Here is an 18,728-nt window from a genome sequence, read left to right as displayed (position 1 = left end):
GCCGCATATGCTGTAGCAGGGCGTTTGAGCAAAGGAGACATGAAGGTGCAGAATAAAATAACCAAAGTCCTGCAGCACATGGCCCATACACACGAACAGATGGCGCGGATACTAGATGCTGAGCGCCACGTGGCTGTCCGTATGTCGCAAATTGTCCACGATCTGCCAGATGCAGATCCCGGTTTTGACGGTATCAGCGGGATGATCGAAAGCTCAACTCAAGTAAACAAGAATATTATTGCTTACTTGAACGCACTTGCAGATCTGGAAGAAGCGATGGCTGAAGGGGTAGGCAGAGTAATTAAGGAATTGAACGGCCAAGAAGAAGAGTAACGCTATAGGAGCAGGAGGCGGATGATGAGCAGAGAAAAGGCTTATCTGCAAATGCTGGAGTCGACCGCCACTATCCAGTGGAACATTGCAATGATTCTGGAAGCTAAGGCGGTTGAAGCTGAAAAGGTAAAACAGTGGGCACAACATCATATCCACGCTAGAGCTTTCGAATCTCATGAAGAGCAGCTAAAGGAATCTCTCTCCATTCACGAAGTTATCGTGGAGATGGTCGAAGGGCTGACTAAATTGGAGAATGGACTCTACAGCAATTTAAAAGCAGTGCTGGGCAGTGGGGAAGATGATGGTGGCGGGGAAGGTTTTGGAGACATGTCAGGTGATGGGTTCAGTTTTGGAGAAGACAGCAAATGAGCGGGGACCGTCTCTCTGAACATGCCGTCAAGCTGGAGATGATCCGCTCCATTTCGCGCAGTCAGGCTGCTTTGGCGGCCATCTTGGAGAGCATCGCCGAATTGACGGGGCAATCTGAGCTGACGGCCCGCAAATTGAGCGACAATATCAGAATCTTAAGTGGGTATCAGAGCGCGATGTGCCGGATGATGTCCGGGATTTCACTGCATCAACCGAAACGGGGAATTCCTGCTGCGCCATGGCTGAGCAAGGCATACGCCGTAGGAACCTCCAGAGATCATGGAGCACAGGAGGAATAGAGGCATGAAGAAAAAGAGCCTTAGAACATTACGTTCAGGCAGAACCCGCAGACGCACACTACTGCTCTCGCGGAAAACGAAAATGCGTAGAGGTCTAGCCCGCAAACCCCGCAGAGGACTTTCTCGGAAAATCGTTCGTTATGGAAAGACGAAGAAGGGTCTTTTGGTACGAAAGAAAAGAAGACTTCGCCGCAAGCTTGTTCGAAAGGTGAGGGTTATACAAGCACCAGTTCATGTAGTGCCGGTTATCGAGGCTCCACCTGCTCCACAGGTCATTCCGCTCCCCACGGATCTTGGCGTTTCGCCGGAAACGCCGCCGGCAGACGCCTTTCAGCAGGGCTACACCGAAGCATACAACGTGGGGTTCGATGCCGGTTTCGCCAAGGGCTTCGAGGACGGGCATAAGCTGGAGTTTAACTGAGCAGCGGCAGGTAAGTTAAGAGGAAGGGACCCGGAGATCTAATCTATGACGCGTTATTCTGATCTTTCGTGTCCCTCAGCTTAGAGGGATTGCATCCTCTCTGGAATCATCCTACTATCGGAATTTGTCTCCGAATATGATAGACTTCTAAAACGAGAATCTATTCAGAGGTTTTCAGATGTCGATAAGAAAGAGGGGATAGCAGGATGCAAGTAGGAAATGGAATTAGAAAAGCTAGACAGGATGAGATCGAAGAGATCATGGAATTGATCTCAAAATGTGTACAAGTTATGCAGGCCGCTGGAAGCGACCAGTGGGATGAGAGCTATCCGAATAAAGAGATTATCGAACTGGATATCGCACAGGGTACCTTATATGTATGTGAAGAAGATCAAACTATCGCGGGTATTCTTGTACTGGATGAGAATGCTTCTGAGGAATATAAGAAGATCGAGTGGAAGCAAAATCAAGGGCCACATCTGATTATGCATCGTTTAGCAGTTCATCCACATATTCAGGGAAAAGGGATTGCAACTAGACTAATTGCTTTTGCGGAGGATTACGCAGCGCGTAATGGTTACACAAGTATTCGGCTGGATACTTATGCGAAGAATACTAGAGCATTGGAAATCTATCCTCGCCTTGGTTATGACCATAGAGGTGAAGTGGGTTTTCCGAACCGTACGGCGAACTTTCCAGTATTCGAGAAGGTGCTGAGGGTTTGAGATGGTGAATTGATATAAAAGTGGTGTAAGGATACGAGATCACTCTACTGATCCTGCCACTGAAGTGTTAGCAGGAATGCAATCTAATGGATAACTAGGAAAATCAAATTATCTATGAACTGTTATTAATTTCGTGCTGAATATGTAAGAGATCATTACTTTCCAGAATAAAGATTGCGTGAGTGACATGTAAGAGGCCTCTGAAATAGAGGTTTTTTTGTGTTTTAATTTGAAAAATAAGCAATATATGATATTTCTAACTGGATTAATATGTAATTAATTGTAAGGTTGTATTTGATCGAATATACGAGTATTTTGATATGCAAGGTGAAATGTTAGACGATGTTGCATTCCCGCAAATCCTTGACGGAAAAAGTACGTTAGTTAAATTATTATTGGGTTTTTACAGACTTGAGAGATCATATTAGTTGTAATGAAATAAATATATTAGAAATAGACGTCGAAGCACTTCGTGGGAAAATTAGCTATGTCTCCCAAGATATAAATTTATTTAATATGAGATTATATCGCCATAGTTTGTTAAACAGCTGGAACCCTTGGATTTTAAAAGGAGTGATTTGTAATTGAACCGTTCGGTTAAGTTAATGGTTATTGCATGTGCGATTTTATGGTTGGGCGGTTGTGGAGGTTTTGCGAGTAAACAAGAGAATGTGTTTAATAATGAGAACAGATTATTGGAGGTTGGGGACAGTTTTACATTTTCAAATAAAAAGGGGGAAATCAACGAGGAACACGCTATTATTCAATACAGTGGATTTTCTGGGGTGTATACGGTCTGGCGAATGAATTCCCAAGAAGATATTTCATTGAAAATAAAAATACAGGGTAATAACAAACGCGGAAAATTTAAGTTAATTCAGACTACAGCAGATCAGCAATTAACCACTATTTGGAGTGGGGAAAAGGATGAAGAAGTTATTCTAAATATTCCTAAAGGTAGTAGTGCTATTAAATGGGTTGGACAAAAGGCAGCCGGAGAGTTAAATATACAATTGGATACCGAAGATGGACTGGAGGTTGAACCTCAAGCTGATTTGTTTAATGGGGAGCTATTTGAGGGTGGACTCTTTGGAGAAGAATAATTGTGTTATGAAAAGTGACGTATTAAGGTGAAGTATGATCATTTCACAAAAATAAATTTGTATTTATGTTATATATATTGACATTAGAGTTGTCTTTCAATTACTATTGGATTATTCAACGTACAAATGAATAGTCCTTTTTTTCGTATATCCTTAATAATTGGTTTAAGGGTCTCTACCGGAAACCGTAAATTTCTGGCTACGAAAATATGCTACGGCATATTTTTGTGGCCTTTTTGTGTTACACCGTGAAACGGCAAACGAATGAACAATGAGGGGGATAAGGACAATGGGGAACATTCTGATCAAAAATGCTGAGATCATTACAATGAACAGACAGGAGGAAATTATTGTCGGGGATGTTCGAATTAAGGATGATATCATCGTAGAAATCGGCATTGGTCTGATCCCGCAGGGAGACGAAAAGGTCATCGATGCCACGAACCGTACGTTAATTCCCGGTTTTGTTCAGACGCATATTCATTTATGCCAGACGTTATTCCGTGGGAAGGGAGATGATCTGGAGCTTATGGACTGGCTGCGTAAACGGATTTGGCCGTTAGAGGCAGCGCATGATGAGGAATCCCTTTATTATTCGGCGATGCTCGGTATAGGAGAACTGATTTCCAGCGGAACCACTACGATTGTTGATATGGAGACTGTTCACCATACGGACTATGCTTTTCAGGCCATTGCTAAAAGTGGAATACGTGCTTTGTCCGGTAAGGTAATGATGGATCAAAAAGGAGGAGATGTGCCTGAAGCACTGCAGGAGGATACCGCTTCTTCTTTACAGGAAAGTGTGGATTTGCTTGAAAAATGGAATGGCTATGGCCATGGACGGATTCAATATGCGTTCTCTCCGCGTTTTGTAATATCCTGCACCGAACCCTTGTTAACCGAGGTACGAGATCTCTCCGCAAGGTATGATGTGAAGGTGCACACCCATGCTTCTGAGAATTTAGGGGAGATTGAGATTGTGCAGGCGATGACTGGGATGCGTAACATCGTCTACCTGGATCATCTAGGATTAGCTAATGAGCGCTTAATACTGGCGCACTGTGTATGGCTGGATGCCGAGGAGCGGCGCATATTGCGGGATCGTGGAGTTCATGTAAGTCATTGCCCTGGCTCAAATCTGAAACTAGCCTCCGGAATTGCTGATACACCGGGGATGCTCCATGAGCAGGTGTCACTAAGTCTGGGTGCTGACGGTGCACCGTGCAATAATAATCTGGATATGTTTAATGAAATGCGGCTCGCGGCAATTATTCAGAAGCCTCAACATGGACCTACGACAATGGATGCCCGCAGTGTATTTCGTATGGCAACTATAGGTGGGGCAAAAGCGGTAGGGATGGAGGATAAGATCGGCAGTATCGAGGTGGGTAAAAAAGCAGACCTAGTGCTTCTGAATCTCTTCAATTTCCATACCTTCCCCTCCTACGACGTAGATCCCATCTCTAGAATTGTATATTCTGCTGCCCGGGCTGATGTGGAAACTACGATTATCGACGGGGAGATCGTGATGGAAAGAGGTCTGCTGAAGACTGTAGATAAGGAAGTTGTGTTAAATGAAGCGAACCGTTCTATTAAAAGATTGCTTAAGTCTACTTCAATCGTCTGAAGATTGATCAACTCATAGTTAACAGGGATATTCCAATGCCGAAAGGGCAGCGGGGCATCTCTTTTTTTTTGAGTGGAAGATAATTCTACCATTTTGATAAAAAAAGTAAGTATTGTTATACTAGAACAACCTGATATTTTACAAATTACTAGAATAGATTTGATATTTCGAACAAATGAACATGTAAGAGGGGATTATAAGTGAAAAAGCAAGGGCCGGATCGTGCCCATTTTTTTATCGTTGTTATATTGTTATGGTTAAAGCTGTTGCTTCTGAGAGTGTTGTTCTTTGATAGAATTGCTTGGGAATGGATTGCAGCGGATGTAGCGCCAGTCCTTTTGATTATGGGGATTTTAACGGTGATTACGCCTTCTAGGGTGAGAACAACCCTCTATTGGATATTTAACGGCTTTTTATCGCTGTTGCTGTTCGCAGCCGCTGTATATTTTAATCACTTTGGTTCTGTTCCAACCTATCTGGCCTTATCTGAAATCAATCAGGTATTTCAAGTGAAGGCAAGCGTAGAATCTACCATAAAGAGTATTGATTACTTATTCTTCGCGGATTTTGTCCTCTTCGCTATCTATGGTTTGATTCGCAGATGGAAACAAGGAAAGACCTACCCGCGTGAACGCTTTAGTTCCCGGAAGACAGGATTCGTGCATGTGGTGGTGATTCTGGTATCCATTATTGGAGGTTTTTCTTTATCGGCATATTCTGTCCACTCTGCACGGGGGATTACAAATGAGCTTGTGCAGGCAGAAACTGCCGGATTTCTAAATTATGAAGTCGTTGCAGCGATTAAGATTAATGAAGATAACAATCTCATTGGAACGGGTGATATTAAGGATACGATTGCGAAGGTTGACGCGCTGCAATCTTCCTATCCATATAGTGACAAGCCAGCGGGTACGACTCCTGATTATTTTGGCTCACAAAAGGGTAAAAATGTAATTGTGCTGCAATTGGAAGCTTTTCAGAATTTCCCGCTGCATCAATCCCTGGATGGTCAGGAACTGACGCCAGTCATGAATAAGCTAGCGGATGAGGGCTTTTATTTCCCGCATGTCTATCAGCAGATTGGACCAGGGAATACGTCTGACGCTGAATTCATGAGCAATACGTCTATTTATCCGATGGGTACTTTGGCCATGTCTACCGGATTCGGGGACAGAGAACTGCCAAGCTTACCGCGACTGCTAAGGGATAAAGGGTATGAGGCGTACACCTTTCATGTGAATAAAGTAGGCTTTTGGAATCGGAATGAGTTATACCCGGCGCTTGGGTTTAACGGCTATTATGACAAGGATTATTTTACGAATGATCATTTTAATGCGTTTGGTGCTTCCGATGAACAGCTGTATATGACGGGTGTCGAGAAATTGGCAGAGCTGAAGAAGAAAGGAACCCCTTTCTACGCACAGATGGTGACCGCATCCAGTCATCATCCGTTCAAAGTTCCAGATTCTTTTAAGAAAATCACTGTACCTGATGACATGAAAGACACGATGTTAGGTGACTATTTGACGGCTATTAACTATACTGATTATGCCATAGGTACTTTAATAGAAGGTTTGAAGGAAAATGGAATGTGGGATAACACGGTTCTGGTCATGTATGGCGACCACTTTGGCCTACAGCCTCAGGATGTTCCACCAGAGCAAGTGGAAAGTGCACTTGGTATTCCATACGATTCCCGGATCAGCCGCTTTAATATTCCACTCATTGTGCGTGTACCGGGAATGGAGCAAGGGAAGGTAGTAGAGCGTACGGGAGGACAACTGGATATCCTTCCTACGATAGCTAATTTAATGGGCGTTTCACTACAACAAGAAGGTTATACAGCCTTTGGTCATGACCTGCTCAACATTGATCGTAATGTGTTAGGGATGAGGTATTATTTGCCTTCCGGTTCCTTCTTTAATGATGACATTCTCTATGTCCCTGGAAAAGGATTTGCAGATGGTGAAGCTGTGTCGCTGGATACGCTCAAGCCGGTAACGGACTTCTCGAAATATCAGAGCGATTATGAGTATGTATTAAAGCTAATGAATTTGTCCGACGAATATGTGAAGCTGTTACCACAGAGATAGGGGGAATCATGAAAAAGTTCTGGAAACCGGAGTATCTCGTAAGCCTTGCCGGCTGCGGTGTCATTATTTATCTGCTATTCGTAGGACCTTTTATTGGGGTTGCTGATAATGGAGATTTCCTGCGTATGATGAATACCATCGGTCTGAACTACTATGATACTGCAGCATCGTATACCGACCAGTTTTTTAATTTTAGCCATTCTCGTTTTGCGTATGAGAATTTGTTTAGGGGCTTCTATCCTTCTTCACAGATTTTGATTGTGCTTGTACCGAGGTTGATCGGCGGGCTCATCCATGGCAGCTTTTTTGATGTTAGATTGCTTGGTGCAGTCTACGGTCTTCTTTTACTGGTGGCGACCTGGCTGCTGGTGAAGTACAATGCTCGCGGCTCTTATGTTACTGGCCTGCTGCTAGGTGCAGCTATATTATTTGTATTTTTTGATATTGGGTATTTGGCATACTTTAACTCCTTATTCGGAGAACCGGTGTCGATGGTGTTTATGCTGTTGACCTTTGCGCTGGGGTTAAGATTAACAAGCCAAGAAAAGCCTACGACTAAGGGGTTAACCTTATTTTTTATTGCGATTCTCTTTTTGGTCACCTCCAAAATTCAGAATGCGCCGATTGGAATTGCCTTTGCGCTGATCTTCCTGCGGTTTATGACACTTGATAGTGAGCGAAAATGGAGAAAGCTCGCCTTACGCTTTTCGATTGCCATATTTCTGGTATCCATCGTTATGTACGTGACGGCGCCGAAAGAGCTGAAGCATATTAACCTGTATCAGACCGTGTTTTTTGGGATATTAAATGAATCACCGGATGTGAAGGGAGATTTGCAGGATCTCGGATTGCCGGAGCGGTTGGAGGTTCTTGCGGGCACGAATTATTTTCAGACCGATACAGTAATCAAACAGGATGATCCTTCGCTGGTACCGGATTTCTACGACCGGGTATCCCATAAGGATGTATTGTTCTTCTACTTAAAACATCCAGGACGGTTAATAGATAATATGGAATATGCTGCGAGTAACAGTATGGCGATTCGTCCTTATTACCTAGGGAACTATGAGAAGAGTGAAAATAAGGCAGCAGGTGCATTATCGTACGCTTATAGCGGGTGGAGCGAATTCAAGAACAAGCATATTCCGCATACGCTCGGATTTCTCACTATATTCTATCTGGTGTATTTTGCCGGGGCGTTGTTCCAATATTTCCGTAGCCGGGATGTTCGGGGAAGAGTTGCTGGTGAACTGCTGATGTTATTGGGACTGATAGGGATTTTCTCTTTCTTGGTTCCGATTCTTGGGGACGGAAGGGCGGACATCGGTAAGCATTTATTCTTGTTTAATGTGTGCTTCGATATGATGGTTGTAGTCATGTTCGGATGGATTGTACACAAGGTAGTGGGAATGGTAAGACGTTAATAGAAGGAACAACTCAAACAGCAAGTTTCCGATTATGGAGACTTGCTGTTTTTATTCATCCTCCAATAGCTCGCGTAACATGCCCTGCCGGTCATTCATAAATGCTTTGGTCACGGTGTAGTGCTCTGTTTCTTCTAAGGCGACGGACCGAATGCCCTCACCTTCTAGGAGAAAAATCTCAGCTCCCGGATAGGACATCAGAATGGGAGAATGGGTCGCGATAATAAACTGTGAATCCTGCCCGACTAGCTCATGCATACGCACCAGCAGAGACATTTGCCGCAGAGGAGACAGAGCCGCTTCAGGTTCATCGAGGATATAAAGACCACGCCCTCCAAAACGATGAACGAACGCTGCGAAAAAAGACTCTCCGTGAGACTGCTCATGCAGAGACTTGCCTCCATAGGAGTTCTTGATTGGTGGACCAAAACTAGGCTGTTCATCTAATTCATCATTGTAGGAAGCCACATTATAATAGCTCTCCGCGCGTAGAAAAAAACCATCCTTTGGACGTCTAACCCCTCTAGCAATTCTAAAATACTCATAGAGACTCGAATGCGAGGAACGAGTGTTAAAAGAGAAGTTAAGTGTTCCGCCTTCAGGGTTAAAGCCCCACGCAGCAGCAATTCCCTCTAGCAAGGTAGATTTCCCTGTGCCATTCTCCCCGACAAGAAAGGTTACTGGCTTTTGAAAAATAAGCCGATCCAGTGTTCTTACGGCCGGCAGATGAAATGGATAGGTTTGGAATGATGGAACCTGATCACGAAGCAGTTCTGCATGGCGCAAGTACAACGTGGTGTTATTCATAGTCTCCCCCTTGTGAATGCCATAGATAATCATTTCCGCTCAGATCTGACGAGATGTAAGTCTCAAGCTAGACCTTTGTAGTACGTGTTCAAAAAGTACGGTCTTCAGCACCGAGAAGATTGAAAGAAGATAGAAACTGAGGAGTGGAGCGTAGTGGAAGCTACGTGAGCACCGGAAGTTTCGCCTGAATTCAATATTCGATGTCGAGTAATCTTCTTGGGATACTTTGTGATCAAAAGCGGACTTTTTAAACAGCCTCTTATAGTATACCAGCATCCTGTGAGTGGATGAAATCATCTAAGGTTCGGGCAAGCCGGGCAAAAGACAGGGGACATCTGCCAATTTAGTTCTAGTAAAGACAGATGTCCATGAGGCGGGTGCTGACTCCGCATATAGTTATACTGTCTTGAGAATACGACGGGGCAGGGTGAAGGCCGTGAAAGCGAGAAAGAGAAAAAAACACAAGCATCCGCGAGAATATCGCGACGGTTATCACGAAGGATATCGTCTTGGCATGTGTGAGGCTGTGCAGCGTCTGAATACTCCAGGGGTCGAAGCCTGCCGACCATTTAAGTTAATGTATGTTCCTCAGGGATTTCAGGCGATCGACACTGGCGTAACGGAGGCGCTGCAGCAGCTTGTAAGTGAGCTTGTAATAAGTACTCCTGAAACGATGCTGGAAACCGCGGCACGGGAAATGCCTGGGGCAGTGCTAGTGATGAATGGGCTTCATGTATTCCCGGAAAATCATTTAGAACAGATTTCGGAGATAAGAAAGCTAGGCATCAAAGCCGCCATTTGGTTTGTGGATGATCCTTATTTTACAGAGGACACTTCAGTCATTTGCAGGCATTATGATCACGTATTTACACATGAGCTGGGTTGTGTAGAGTTCTATCAATCCCTTGGGGTGTCATCGGTTCATTATTTGCCACTATGTGTCAATCCAAAGATGTTCTACCCACGGCGTACCGGCCCGCAATACCAGTATGACATTGTATTTATTGGTAATGCATTTCGTAATCGGACAGAGCTGTTCGACGAACTGGCACCTTATCTTAAGGGGAAGAAAGTGCTTATCGCTGGGGGATTCTGGGAACGCCTCGCAACCTATGATCAACTTACACCTTTTATCAGCAATGGCTTTATCCCGCCTGAGGAGACAGCGAATTACTACAGTGGTGCAAAAATAGTCATTAATATTCACCGCCCGTGGGAAGAGGGTCAGGATAACCGGAATAGCTACCGCCTTCCTTCTCGTTCTATTAATCCGCGCACCTATGAGATCAGCGCCTGCGGTACTATGCAGCTTACGGATGTTCGTGAGGATTTGGGCAATTATTATCGGCCTGGTTATGATCTGGATACTTTTGGCTCCGCTAAGGAACTGCAGCAGAAGATTGAGTACTATCTGAAGCATGAAAAAGAGCGGCGAATCTATGCTTTACGGGGATTACAGACTACCATGCGAAACCATACATTCACTGCTCGTTTGCCTCATTTGCTGAATGTGATTGCTTCACGTGTATGAAATCTATAAAGGGATAAAGGAGCGAGGATTATGAACAATAATGAATTTATTATGCCTACACCCCCATTACCTCTGACACCTCCGGAGGAAGAAAAGCTGCGTGGTCGTCTGAGTGGTTTCAAGGGTGGTTATGATGAAGGCTATTTACGGGGGCGCCTTGCGATCCTGAATGGTCGGCCAGAAGAAGTATTTCCTGTACGGAATATTCATGTCATGTATGTCGCTTCTGGCAAAGGCTACCCTTACTCTCCTTTAGATGATGCGGTTCTTTGCGCATTACAAAAATTAACAGCTCAAGTCACAATTACGGATGTGCGTCAAAATCTAGTAGAGCTGGCTGCAGCGCAAAGACCGGATCTGGTATTGGTGCTAGACGGTATGGATTTACCTCTTGAACAAATTGATGCTATTCGTGCAAGTGGCATCCGGACCGCTATTTGGCTTACAGATGATCCTTATTATACTGACTTTACGATCAAGATTGTGGCACACTACGATTTTGTATTCACCCTTGAACGTAATTGTATTGATTTCTATCGGGGACTTGGTTGCCCAGAGGTCCATTATCTCCCCTTTGCTGCTCACCTGGAGCATTACCGTCCTACTACAACACGTTCGCCAGTGAATCGGGAAGTTAGCTTTATTGGCTCCGCCTATTGGAACCGGGTAAACTTCTTCCGTGAGATTCTTCCTGATTTGATGAACTATAACACGGTGATTAACGGAATCTGGTGGGATCGTCTGCCTGAGGCTCCGCTCTACGGTGACCGTATTGAAATTGGTAAATGGATGTCCCCGCAAGAGACGTCAGTAGCTTACAGCGGCTCTAAAATCGTCATTAACCTCCACCGCTCACACATTGATGAAGTAGTTAATAACAATACGCTTTCGATTCCTGCTGTTTCTCCTAATCCGCGTACTTTTGAAATTGCAGCAACGGGCACGTTGCAATTAGTAGATGCCAGAGATGATATGGGATCTTTCTACAAGCCTGGTGAAGAAATTGAGACCTTTGCGAGCCCTCAGGAAATGATGGATAAGATCCGTTATTACTTAACCCATGAGGAGGAACGCCGGGCAATCGCGCTGCGGGCTTTTGAACGGACGCTCAAGGATCACACTTACGCAAAACGTATTCACCAGATGCTAACAGTAATCTACGGCTAGACTTAGGCCTAAACTGGATATAGAAATGTGCGCTTAGCAGGGGACAGGTGTCGTGCCGGCATCTGTTTTTCCTCGATATACTGTAGAACCGGACCTCAGCGTATGCCTGTAACCTGATGAAAAGAAGCTGATGCTTTCGAAGTGAGTTTTACTGCGAAGTAAGAAACGTGAGCAACGCTTCGTAAAACTTTTAGGGAGGTGAATGGCTGCTCCAGGCCCTCGTTAGGGAGCGCCGAAACGCCATGGCTGATAAAGCTACAATCGTCCTCTTTTCACATGTATCTAATACACGCAGTATTACCGGAGCGGAGAAGCTGTTGTTGTTCTTCGCTCAGGAGCTTTCTCCGTACTTTAATTGTATTCTCGTTGCACCACAGGACGGCAAGCTGACTGCTCAGGCTAGAAGCTTCGGGATAAGTGTACAGTTGCTCTCGATTCCACTTTTATATGGAATGTACACTCCTTATGCAGGGCTCGAGGCAGATGCTCGTAAATTCCAGGAAAGCAGGGAGTATCACGAGTTAACAGACTGGCTGACCTCTCTGCGCCCGGCGTTTATTATTACAAGTACCTGTGTCCATGCTTTGCCAGCAATGGCTGCCAAGTCACTGGGCATTCCGGTGGTATGGAAAATATCAGAGACGATAACAGACAATGAATATACACCCATTAGTGTAGGGCTGATTCATCGGAATAGTGATGAGATTCTGGCTATTTCACAGACGGCAGCAGCTTGCTTTCCAGAGGAAGTGAGAGCGGAGAAAGTAATTCAGCTTCCCCCTTCTTGGAATGACAAAGAGATGATGATTGAGGCTTGGAGCAAGCTTCGGGGCGAACGACGGCGAGAGCTAAAGATTAAACCGCAGGAGCAGCTGGTCGGTTATATTTCTTCCTTTATTAATAAGGAAAAAGGATTGGAACATTTTGTGAAAATGGCTGTGCTTGTGTACGCGGTCCATCCTAGTGCGAAATTTGTTGTCATAGGTTCAGCTGGTGACAAAAGCTACTATGATCGCTGTGTCCGTAAGGTAAAACTTGAGGGTCTGTATACCCGATTTAAATTTGTTGGTTATGCCGAATGCCTTCCATCTGCTTATTGCGCTATGGATGTGCTGGTTGTTCCCAGCTTGATCCGCGAAGGCTTCGGAATGACCGCTTTGGAAGGAATGGCGTTTGGAAAGCCCGTGGTTGCTTACGATTCCGGAGGCTTGCGGGAAATCCTGCACGCAGCAGGCTGCGGCGATAATCTCGTGCCCGCGTCGGACATTTCCGCGCTGGCCGAAAGAGTCAACGTCATGCTGGCGCAGCCGGGACTGGCGATAACCATAGGTGCCCAAGCGCGGGAGCGCGTCGACGCCGTTTATGGTCCGGCGGCTTATCGGAGCCGCCTGCAGGGTCTTGCGGAGATGTGGAGCCTCCGCTACTGCAGCGCACCACCGGTGCGCGAGGCCGACAGCGTGGTGGAACCACCCGCTGTCCTGCCTGAATTGCCCGCTGCGTCGCCGGCTTTGCCGCGAAGCAAGGCCCTGCCGAGCCGCGTCGCCCGCAAGCGACGCGGCAAAGCCCGGGCGCGCCGCCGAAGCGGGCGCCCGTTGGTTTTGCGCCGCGTTGCTCGCAAGCGGCGTAAGGGTTCTGCCCGGCGGCGGAGCACCGCCGGGGGCAAGCGCCGCCGGGCCCGCCGGGGTGGGCGGCGGCGCGCAGCGTAAATGCCTCGATTGCCGCGGAGGTGGCTGGCGGAGCGAAAAGCGGGGCATTTAAGCCATCGATTGCCGCGAATTCGGCCAGATGAGCGAAAAGCGGGGCATTTATACCCTCGAATGCCCGAATTCGGCCAGATGAGCGAAAAGCGGGGCATTTATACCCTCGAATGCCCGAATTCGGCCAGATGAGCGAAAGAGAGGCAAAAATGCCCTCGAATGCCGCGAATTCGGCCAGATGGGCGAAAAGAGAAGCAAAAATGCCCTCGAATGCCGCGAATTCGGCCAGATGAGCGAAAAGGAAGGCAAAAATGCCCTCGAATGCCGAGAATTCGGCCAGATGGGCGAAAAGGAAGGCAAAAATGCCCTCGAATGCCGCGAATCCAGCCAGATGAGCGAAAAGGAAGGCAAAAATGACCCATAATGCTGCGAATCCAGCCCGTTAATTGCCCCATCCCTTTAACCGCTCAGTCCACCCGACTGAGTCAAGTCAGACCATCATCAAACAGGCAGGGGAGTGAACTCATGAAGATCATGACGATTTTAGGCACGAGGCCTGAAATCATCCGCCTCAGTGTTATCATTCCGCTTCTCGACGAACATGCTGAGCGGCACATCCTGGTGCATACCGGCCAGAACTTCACCGCCAGTCTCAGCGGCATTTTCTTTGCAGAGCTGGGACTGCGGGCACCGGATTATGTGCTGCAGGATAAGCAAGCAGGACTCGGCGGCCAGCTTGCCGCCATGTTCGGAGGGCTAGAGAGCATTTTACAGAAAGAACAGCCAGACCGTGTCTTGCTTCTGGGGGATACGAATAGCGCGTTATGCGCGATTTTGGCGGAACGAATGGGTATTCCGGTGGTGCATATGGAGGCAGGCAACCGCTGCTATGACCTAAAAGTGCCCGAAGAGAAAAACCGCCGTGTCATAGATGCCGTTTCGACCATTAATATGCCATATACACAGCAGAGCAAAAGACATCTAATCAGCGAAGGCTTCCCAAGCAGACGTATTGTGTTAACAGGAAATCCGATTCATGAGGTCATGACTCATTTTGGAGCAAAAATCCAGGCCAGCAGCATTCTGGAGCAGCTGAATCTTACCTCAGGGCAGTATTTCCTAGTCACAGCACATCGTGCAGAGAATGTAGATGATCCAGAGTCCCTTGTACAAATTATGTCAGGTCTTAACGCAGTGGCTGAGCATTTTGGAATTCGTTTAATATGCAGCATTCATCCTCGCACTCGCTCCAAACTAACCGAGCAATTTTCTCTTCCAATGAATCCTCTCGTTGAATTTCATGAGCCCTTCGGATTTTTTGATTTTGTTTATTTGGAACAGCATGCCTTATGTGCCATTACCGATAGTGGGACTGTACAGGAGGAATGCTGCTTGATGAAAGTACCAACCGTTACGATTCGCAGAACAACGGAGCGTCCAGAAACGGTGGATTGCGGAAGTAATGTGGTATCAGGTGTAGACCAGAAAAGTATTCTACGTAGCGTCAAGCTGATGACGGCACTTCGTCGGGATTGGGAAGCTCCGGAAGGGTACTTGACTCCGGATGTTTCGGTAAAGGTAGTTAAATTTTTGCTTGGAGGGAACCTGCATGTTCAATAATAAACGGATTGTGGTCACAGGCGGCACCGGTTCCTGGGGGCATGAGCTGATTAGGCAACTTCTGCCGCAAAATCCTAAGGAAATCATCGTATTCTCCCGCAGTGAGTCCGCTCAGGTGGCGATGAGCCGGGAGTTCGAGGATCAACGTCTCAGCTTTATCATTGGCGATATCCGTGACAAGGATGCGCTGATCGCCGCCTGCCGCGGCGTTGATTATATCTTCCATTTGGCGGCGCTCAAACATGTTCCGGTCTGTGAAGATCAGCCCTATGAAGCGCTCAAAACCAATGTTGTAGGCACTCAGAATGTGATCGAAGCAGCCATTGTGAATGGTGTTGAGAAAGCCATCTACATTTCTACGGATAAGGCTGCAAACCCGTCGAACTTCTATGGAATGACCAAAGCGATTGGGGAAAAATTGTTCGTCTATGCCAATCTAATTGGCTCAAACACCCGCTTTGTAACCGTACGTGGAGGGAATGTGCTCGGAACGAACGGCAGCGTAGTACATTTGTTCATGAAGCAGATCAAGGACAAGGGACAGGTACGTATTACCGATATGAAAATGACCCGCTTCTTTTTTACCCTGCGCGATGCGATTACGTTGTTATTTAAAGCTTCTGAGGTTAGCTTAGGTGGAGAAATCTTTGTCATGACGATGCCTACCTGCCGGATTATCGACCTGGCTGAGGTATTAATCGAGGCCTCAGGAGAGCCGAATGTAAGTATTATTGAGACCGGAATTCGTCCGGGGGAGAAAATACACGAGATTCTAATGAGCGATTTCGAAAGCTTAACAACCGTTGTCTACGATGAACAGTATCTAGTGATCCTCCCTACACTGAACATGCCAGAGTTAAAGGCACATTATAGCGCTTATCCTCATGTCTCTTTTAATAGCTTCAGCTCCGAGACGAATCTAATGGATCAGGAAGAGATCAAAAGCATCTTGATTCGAGGAGGGTTCCTGCAATGAAGCTGCTTATCCTTGGTGGAAACGGTATGGCGGGGCATATGCTGGCGGATTATTTCCGCCGCCAGGGCAAGCATCACGTCTTCCATACAACCCGGGATAAGAGCGATCTTGGCGGGCTGTATGTAGATGCGAACGATATAGCCGGAGTAGAGAAGCTGGTCCATATCGTCTCCCCTCATTGCATCATTAATGCGATGGGGGTACTCAATCAATTCGCAGAACGTGACAAAATTGGCGCTTACCACGTGAATGGCTTTCTTCCTCATCACTTGTGGCGGATGGCGGAAGTTGTGCATGCAAGACTTATTCATATCAGTACCGACTGCGTGTTTGAAGGAACACGCGGGGGGTACACAGAAGAGGATGTTCCTGATGGAACTTCTGCTTATGCGATTTCGAAAAGTCTTGGTGAGGTGCGGCAACCTGGACATCTTACGATCCGCACTTCGATTATTGGTCCGGAAATCCGCCCGGACGGCATTGGTTTGATGGATTGGTTTCTGGCACAGCGTGGTCAAGTGTCAGGATACCGCAGGGTGATGTGGAACGGAGTCACTACACTCCAATTAGCTAAGACAATGGATAAGCTGCTGGACTCCACGGTATCGGGGCTGATCCATTTAGCGCATCCGAAGCCGGTGAGTAAGTATGAGCTGCTTCAGCATATTCAGGCTGCTTTTCATAAAGAGGATGTGGAAATCATCCCTGAGGATGAACATGTTCAAGATCGAACATTAGTGAATACAAGAACGGATGTTAATTTGCCGTTGCCTTCGTACCCATTGATGCTGCAAGAGCTGGCTGACTGGATGAAACAGTCAGAGATGTCCCCATGAAAGGTCAAAAACTACTGATTACGGGGGCTGCCGGATTCACCGGTCGACATGCCGTTCATTTGTTCTTGGCAGGAGGTGCTGAGGTTACCGCTGTGGTGCGTCCGCCATCGACAGCGGGTGCCCTGGCTTCCGCCTTGTTTCCAGAAGGAGTGAAGGTTTATTACTGTGATTTAAGCAATCGGAAGGCCGTAGCTGAGATGATCAAGGAAACTACGCCGGAGGCTGTTCTTCATTTGGCAGGAAACAACTCGGTGCCCGAGTCTTGGCGTAACCCTTTGCTCTTTATGGAGACGAATGTGATGGCTACGTTGTATTTGCTCGAAGCCATGCGAAGTCTACCTGCCAGTCGAATTCTTGTAGCAGGCTCACGGCTTAAATTCAAACCGGGTGTGGTGGCAGGACCCCCACACCCATATAGCCTTAGCAAAACAATAGAAGAGCTGGTGTCTCTGGCTTGGGGGACGCTGTTTAAACAGCCTGTTCTGCTGGCTGAGCCCTGTAACCTAATCGGTCCCGGTCCTTCTACTGGTTTCTGCTCTTTATTGGCACAGCATATTGTTCGTAGTGAAGTACATGCAGGCGAAGGAATACCTCCCTTTAAACTTTCATCTCGTTATGCATTACGTGATTTTTTGGATGTACGCGATGCTGTAAGAGCTTATGATTTTATATTGCGCGAAGGTACTAATGGAACCATATATCAAATTGACTCAGGGACACAGCGGCAACTTGGGGATATTGCGGAGCAGCTGATAAGCCGCTCCAGTGCTTCAATTCCGATGGACTGGGGACCAGCGCAAGCTGCGCTCTCTATTCCGGTTAACGGAGTGGCAGGGGATAAACTATTAACTTCAGATGCCTTTGCAACACCTGAAGAAAATGTATCTTCACTGGGCTGGAAGCCGGGAATTGAGTTTAGTCAGTCCTTAACAGATATTCTGGACTATTGCCGCGTGAACTGGGAAGGACGGATGTTATGAGACCGAAAGTATCGGTAGTGATTCCTTTTTATAACTGCCCTTATATAGAACATGCCTTGCAAAGTGTGCTTTCACAGTCTTGGGAGCCTTACGAGATCATCGTCGTCGATGACGGCTCGACAGTTCATGCAGATCTGATTAGACCGTATTTTCCGCGAATTCATTATTTGGGAAAAAGTAACGGAGGGACTGCCTCCGCACTGAATCACGGCATTTTGCATGCAACCGGAGACTATGTGGCCTGGCTCAGCTCAGATGACTTATTCTATCGAGATAAAATCAATAATCAGGTGCTGTTCATGGAGCAGAACAACCTGTTCATCTCCTATACCAACTTCAATTTTATTAATGCTCAATCTCAACTACTTCAGATGAACGCATCGCTATTGTTTCCTAGTCATCTCGATTATTTACGTTGTTTTTTACAGGGGAACCCTATTAATGGCTGCACGGTCATGTTCAAACGAGAGGTGTTTGGAGCAATTGGGTTTTTTAATGAATCACTTCCCTATACACATGACTATGATTTATGGTATCGCGCGATTCTGAACGGGTATGCACCTGTGATGCTGAATCAGTCACTCACCGCTTACCGTAATCATGAAGGGATGGGGACGCTTAAGTATTATGATGTCATTATGGCAGAAGCAGCTGCAACCAACGCTCGCTACAAGGGTCCGCTCCAACACTTGATCTCTTCTATGGGGGGGTAAGAAGGTT

General features: G+C 46.5%; 19 protein-coding genes and 1 riboswitch. Of the genes, 18 read left to right on the top strand and 1 reads right to left on the bottom strand.

Features of this window, described 5'->3' with window-relative positions; all coding sequences use genetic code 11:
- The first annotated feature begins 45 nt into the window (after positions 1-45).
- The 9 genes from MHB64_RS25625 to wsfD all read left to right on the top strand — a co-directional run bounded on the left by MHB64_RS25625 (position 46) and on the right by wsfD (position 8,394).
- Positions 46-333 carry a hypothetical protein gene (locus MHB64_RS25625; protein ID WP_042191504.1) on the top strand — a complete coding sequence of 96 codons (288 nt, stop codon included), beginning with the start codon at positions 46-48 and terminating at the stop codon, positions 331-333.
- Positions 334-357: 24 nt separating this feature from the next.
- Positions 358-702, top strand: coding sequence for a hypothetical protein (locus tag MHB64_RS25620; protein WP_042191502.1), 345 nt, complete (start codon positions 358-360; stop codon positions 700-702).
- On the top strand, positions 699-1,001 hold the full coding sequence (locus tag MHB64_RS25615; RefSeq protein ID WP_042130853.1) for a hypothetical protein: 303 nt from the start codon (positions 699-701) through the stop codon (positions 999-1,001). The genes MHB64_RS25620 and MHB64_RS25615 overlap by 4 nt, the downstream gene beginning before the upstream one ends.
- Before the next feature lie 4 nt (positions 1,002-1,005).
- On the top strand, positions 1,006-1,422 hold the full coding sequence (locus MHB64_RS25610) for a hypothetical protein (RefSeq protein ID WP_341135664.1): 417 nt from the start codon (positions 1,006-1,008) through the stop codon (positions 1,420-1,422).
- Between the two features lie 206 nt (positions 1,423-1,628).
- Positions 1,629-2,147, top strand: a complete 519-nt coding sequence (locus MHB64_RS25605) for a GNAT family N-acetyltransferase (RefSeq protein ID WP_341135663.1) — start codon at positions 1,629-1,631, stop codon at positions 2,145-2,147.
- Positions 2,148-2,731: 584 nt separating this feature from the next.
- On the top strand, positions 2,732-3,250 hold the full coding sequence (locus MHB64_RS25600; RefSeq protein ID WP_094876888.1) for a hypothetical protein: 519 nt from the start codon (positions 2,732-2,734) through the stop codon (positions 3,248-3,250).
- A 123-nt stretch (positions 3,251-3,373) separates the two neighbouring features.
- Positions 3,374-3,472, top strand: a riboswitch (purine riboswitch).
- 67 nt (positions 3,473-3,539) lie between these two features.
- On the top strand, positions 3,540-4,877 hold the full coding sequence (locus MHB64_RS25595) for a 5'-deoxyadenosine deaminase (RefSeq protein ID WP_341135662.1): 1,338 nt from the start codon (positions 3,540-3,542) through the stop codon (positions 4,875-4,877).
- 200 nt (positions 4,878-5,077) lie between these two features.
- On the top strand, positions 5,078-6,970 hold the full coding sequence (locus tag MHB64_RS25590) for an LTA synthase family protein (RefSeq protein WP_341135661.1): 1,893 nt from the start codon (positions 5,078-5,080) through the stop codon (positions 6,968-6,970).
- 8 nt (positions 6,971-6,978) lie between these two features.
- Positions 6,979-8,394: a glycan biosynthesis hexose transferase WsfD gene (gene wsfD, locus MHB64_RS25585; protein ID WP_094871708.1), complete on the top strand. Its 1,416-nt coding sequence runs from the start codon at positions 6,979-6,981 to the stop codon at positions 8,392-8,394.
- A 51-nt stretch (positions 8,395-8,445) separates the two neighbouring features.
- On the opposite strand, the gene MHB64_RS25580 is transcribed toward wsfD, so the two are convergent.
- On the bottom strand, positions 8,446-9,201 hold the full coding sequence (locus tag MHB64_RS25580; RefSeq protein ID WP_341135660.1) for an AAA family ATPase: 756 nt from the start codon (positions 9,199-9,201) through the stop codon (positions 8,446-8,448).
- A 514-nt stretch (positions 9,202-9,715) separates the two neighbouring features.
- Between MHB64_RS25580 and MHB64_RS25575 the strand changes: the two genes are divergently transcribed.
- From MHB64_RS25575 to MHB64_RS25535, 9 genes are all read left to right on the top strand, one after another.
- A complete protein-coding gene (locus MHB64_RS25575; protein WP_094874807.1) occupies positions 9,716-10,732 on the top strand; it encodes a CgeB family protein in 1,017 nt (338 codons plus the stop codon).
- 51 nt (positions 10,733-10,783) lie between these two features.
- Positions 10,784-11,899: a CgeB family protein gene (locus MHB64_RS25570; RefSeq protein WP_094874808.1), complete on the top strand. Its 1,116-nt coding sequence runs from the start codon at positions 10,784-10,786 to the stop codon at positions 11,897-11,899.
- A gap of 242 nt (positions 11,900-12,141) precedes the next feature.
- Complete coding sequence (locus tag MHB64_RS25565; protein WP_341135659.1) at positions 12,142-13,605, top strand: glycosyltransferase family 4 protein; 1,464 nt, start codon at positions 12,142-12,144, stop codon at positions 13,603-13,605.
- 229 nt (positions 13,606-13,834) lie between these two features.
- Positions 13,835-14,020: a hypothetical protein gene (locus MHB64_RS25560; RefSeq protein ID WP_341135658.1), complete on the top strand. Its 186-nt coding sequence runs from the start codon at positions 13,835-13,837 to the stop codon at positions 14,018-14,020.
- Between the two features lie 101 nt (positions 14,021-14,121).
- Entirely contained in the window at positions 14,122-15,216 is a 1,095-nt protein-coding gene (wecB, locus tag MHB64_RS25555; protein ID WP_094872670.1) for a non-hydrolyzing UDP-N-acetylglucosamine 2-epimerase, read from the top strand.
- Positions 15,206-16,192, top strand: a complete 987-nt coding sequence (locus MHB64_RS25550; RefSeq protein ID WP_042191479.1) for a polysaccharide biosynthesis protein — start codon at positions 15,206-15,208, stop codon at positions 16,190-16,192. The genes wecB and MHB64_RS25550 overlap by 11 nt, the downstream gene beginning before the upstream one ends.
- Positions 16,189-17,028 carry a dTDP-4-dehydrorhamnose reductase family protein gene (locus tag MHB64_RS25545; protein WP_094872669.1) on the top strand — a complete coding sequence of 280 codons (840 nt, stop codon included), beginning with the start codon at positions 16,189-16,191 and terminating at the stop codon, positions 17,026-17,028. Before MHB64_RS25550 ends, MHB64_RS25545 begins: the two co-directional genes overlap by 4 nt.
- The gene (locus MHB64_RS25540) at positions 17,025-18,008 is read left to right on the top strand and encodes an NAD-dependent epimerase/dehydratase family protein (RefSeq protein ID WP_341135657.1); all 984 of its coding nucleotides are present in this window, start codon (positions 17,025-17,027) and stop codon (positions 18,006-18,008) included. The genes MHB64_RS25545 and MHB64_RS25540 overlap by 4 nt, the downstream gene beginning before the upstream one ends.
- Entirely contained in the window at positions 18,005-18,721 is a 717-nt protein-coding gene (locus MHB64_RS25535) for a glycosyltransferase (protein ID WP_341135656.1), read from the top strand. Before MHB64_RS25540 ends, MHB64_RS25535 begins: the two co-directional genes overlap by 4 nt.
- Positions 18,722-18,728 lie beyond the last annotated feature (7 nt).

The sequence above is a fragment of the Paenibacillus sp. FSL K6-2859 genome (assembly GCF_038008265.1).
GTDB lineage: Bacteria > Bacillota > Bacilli > Paenibacillales > Paenibacillaceae > Paenibacillus_AQ > Paenibacillus_AQ nitricinens.
The sequence above is the reverse complement of the archived record's forward strand: the minus strand, read 5'-3'. Positions and strand labels throughout refer to the sequence as shown.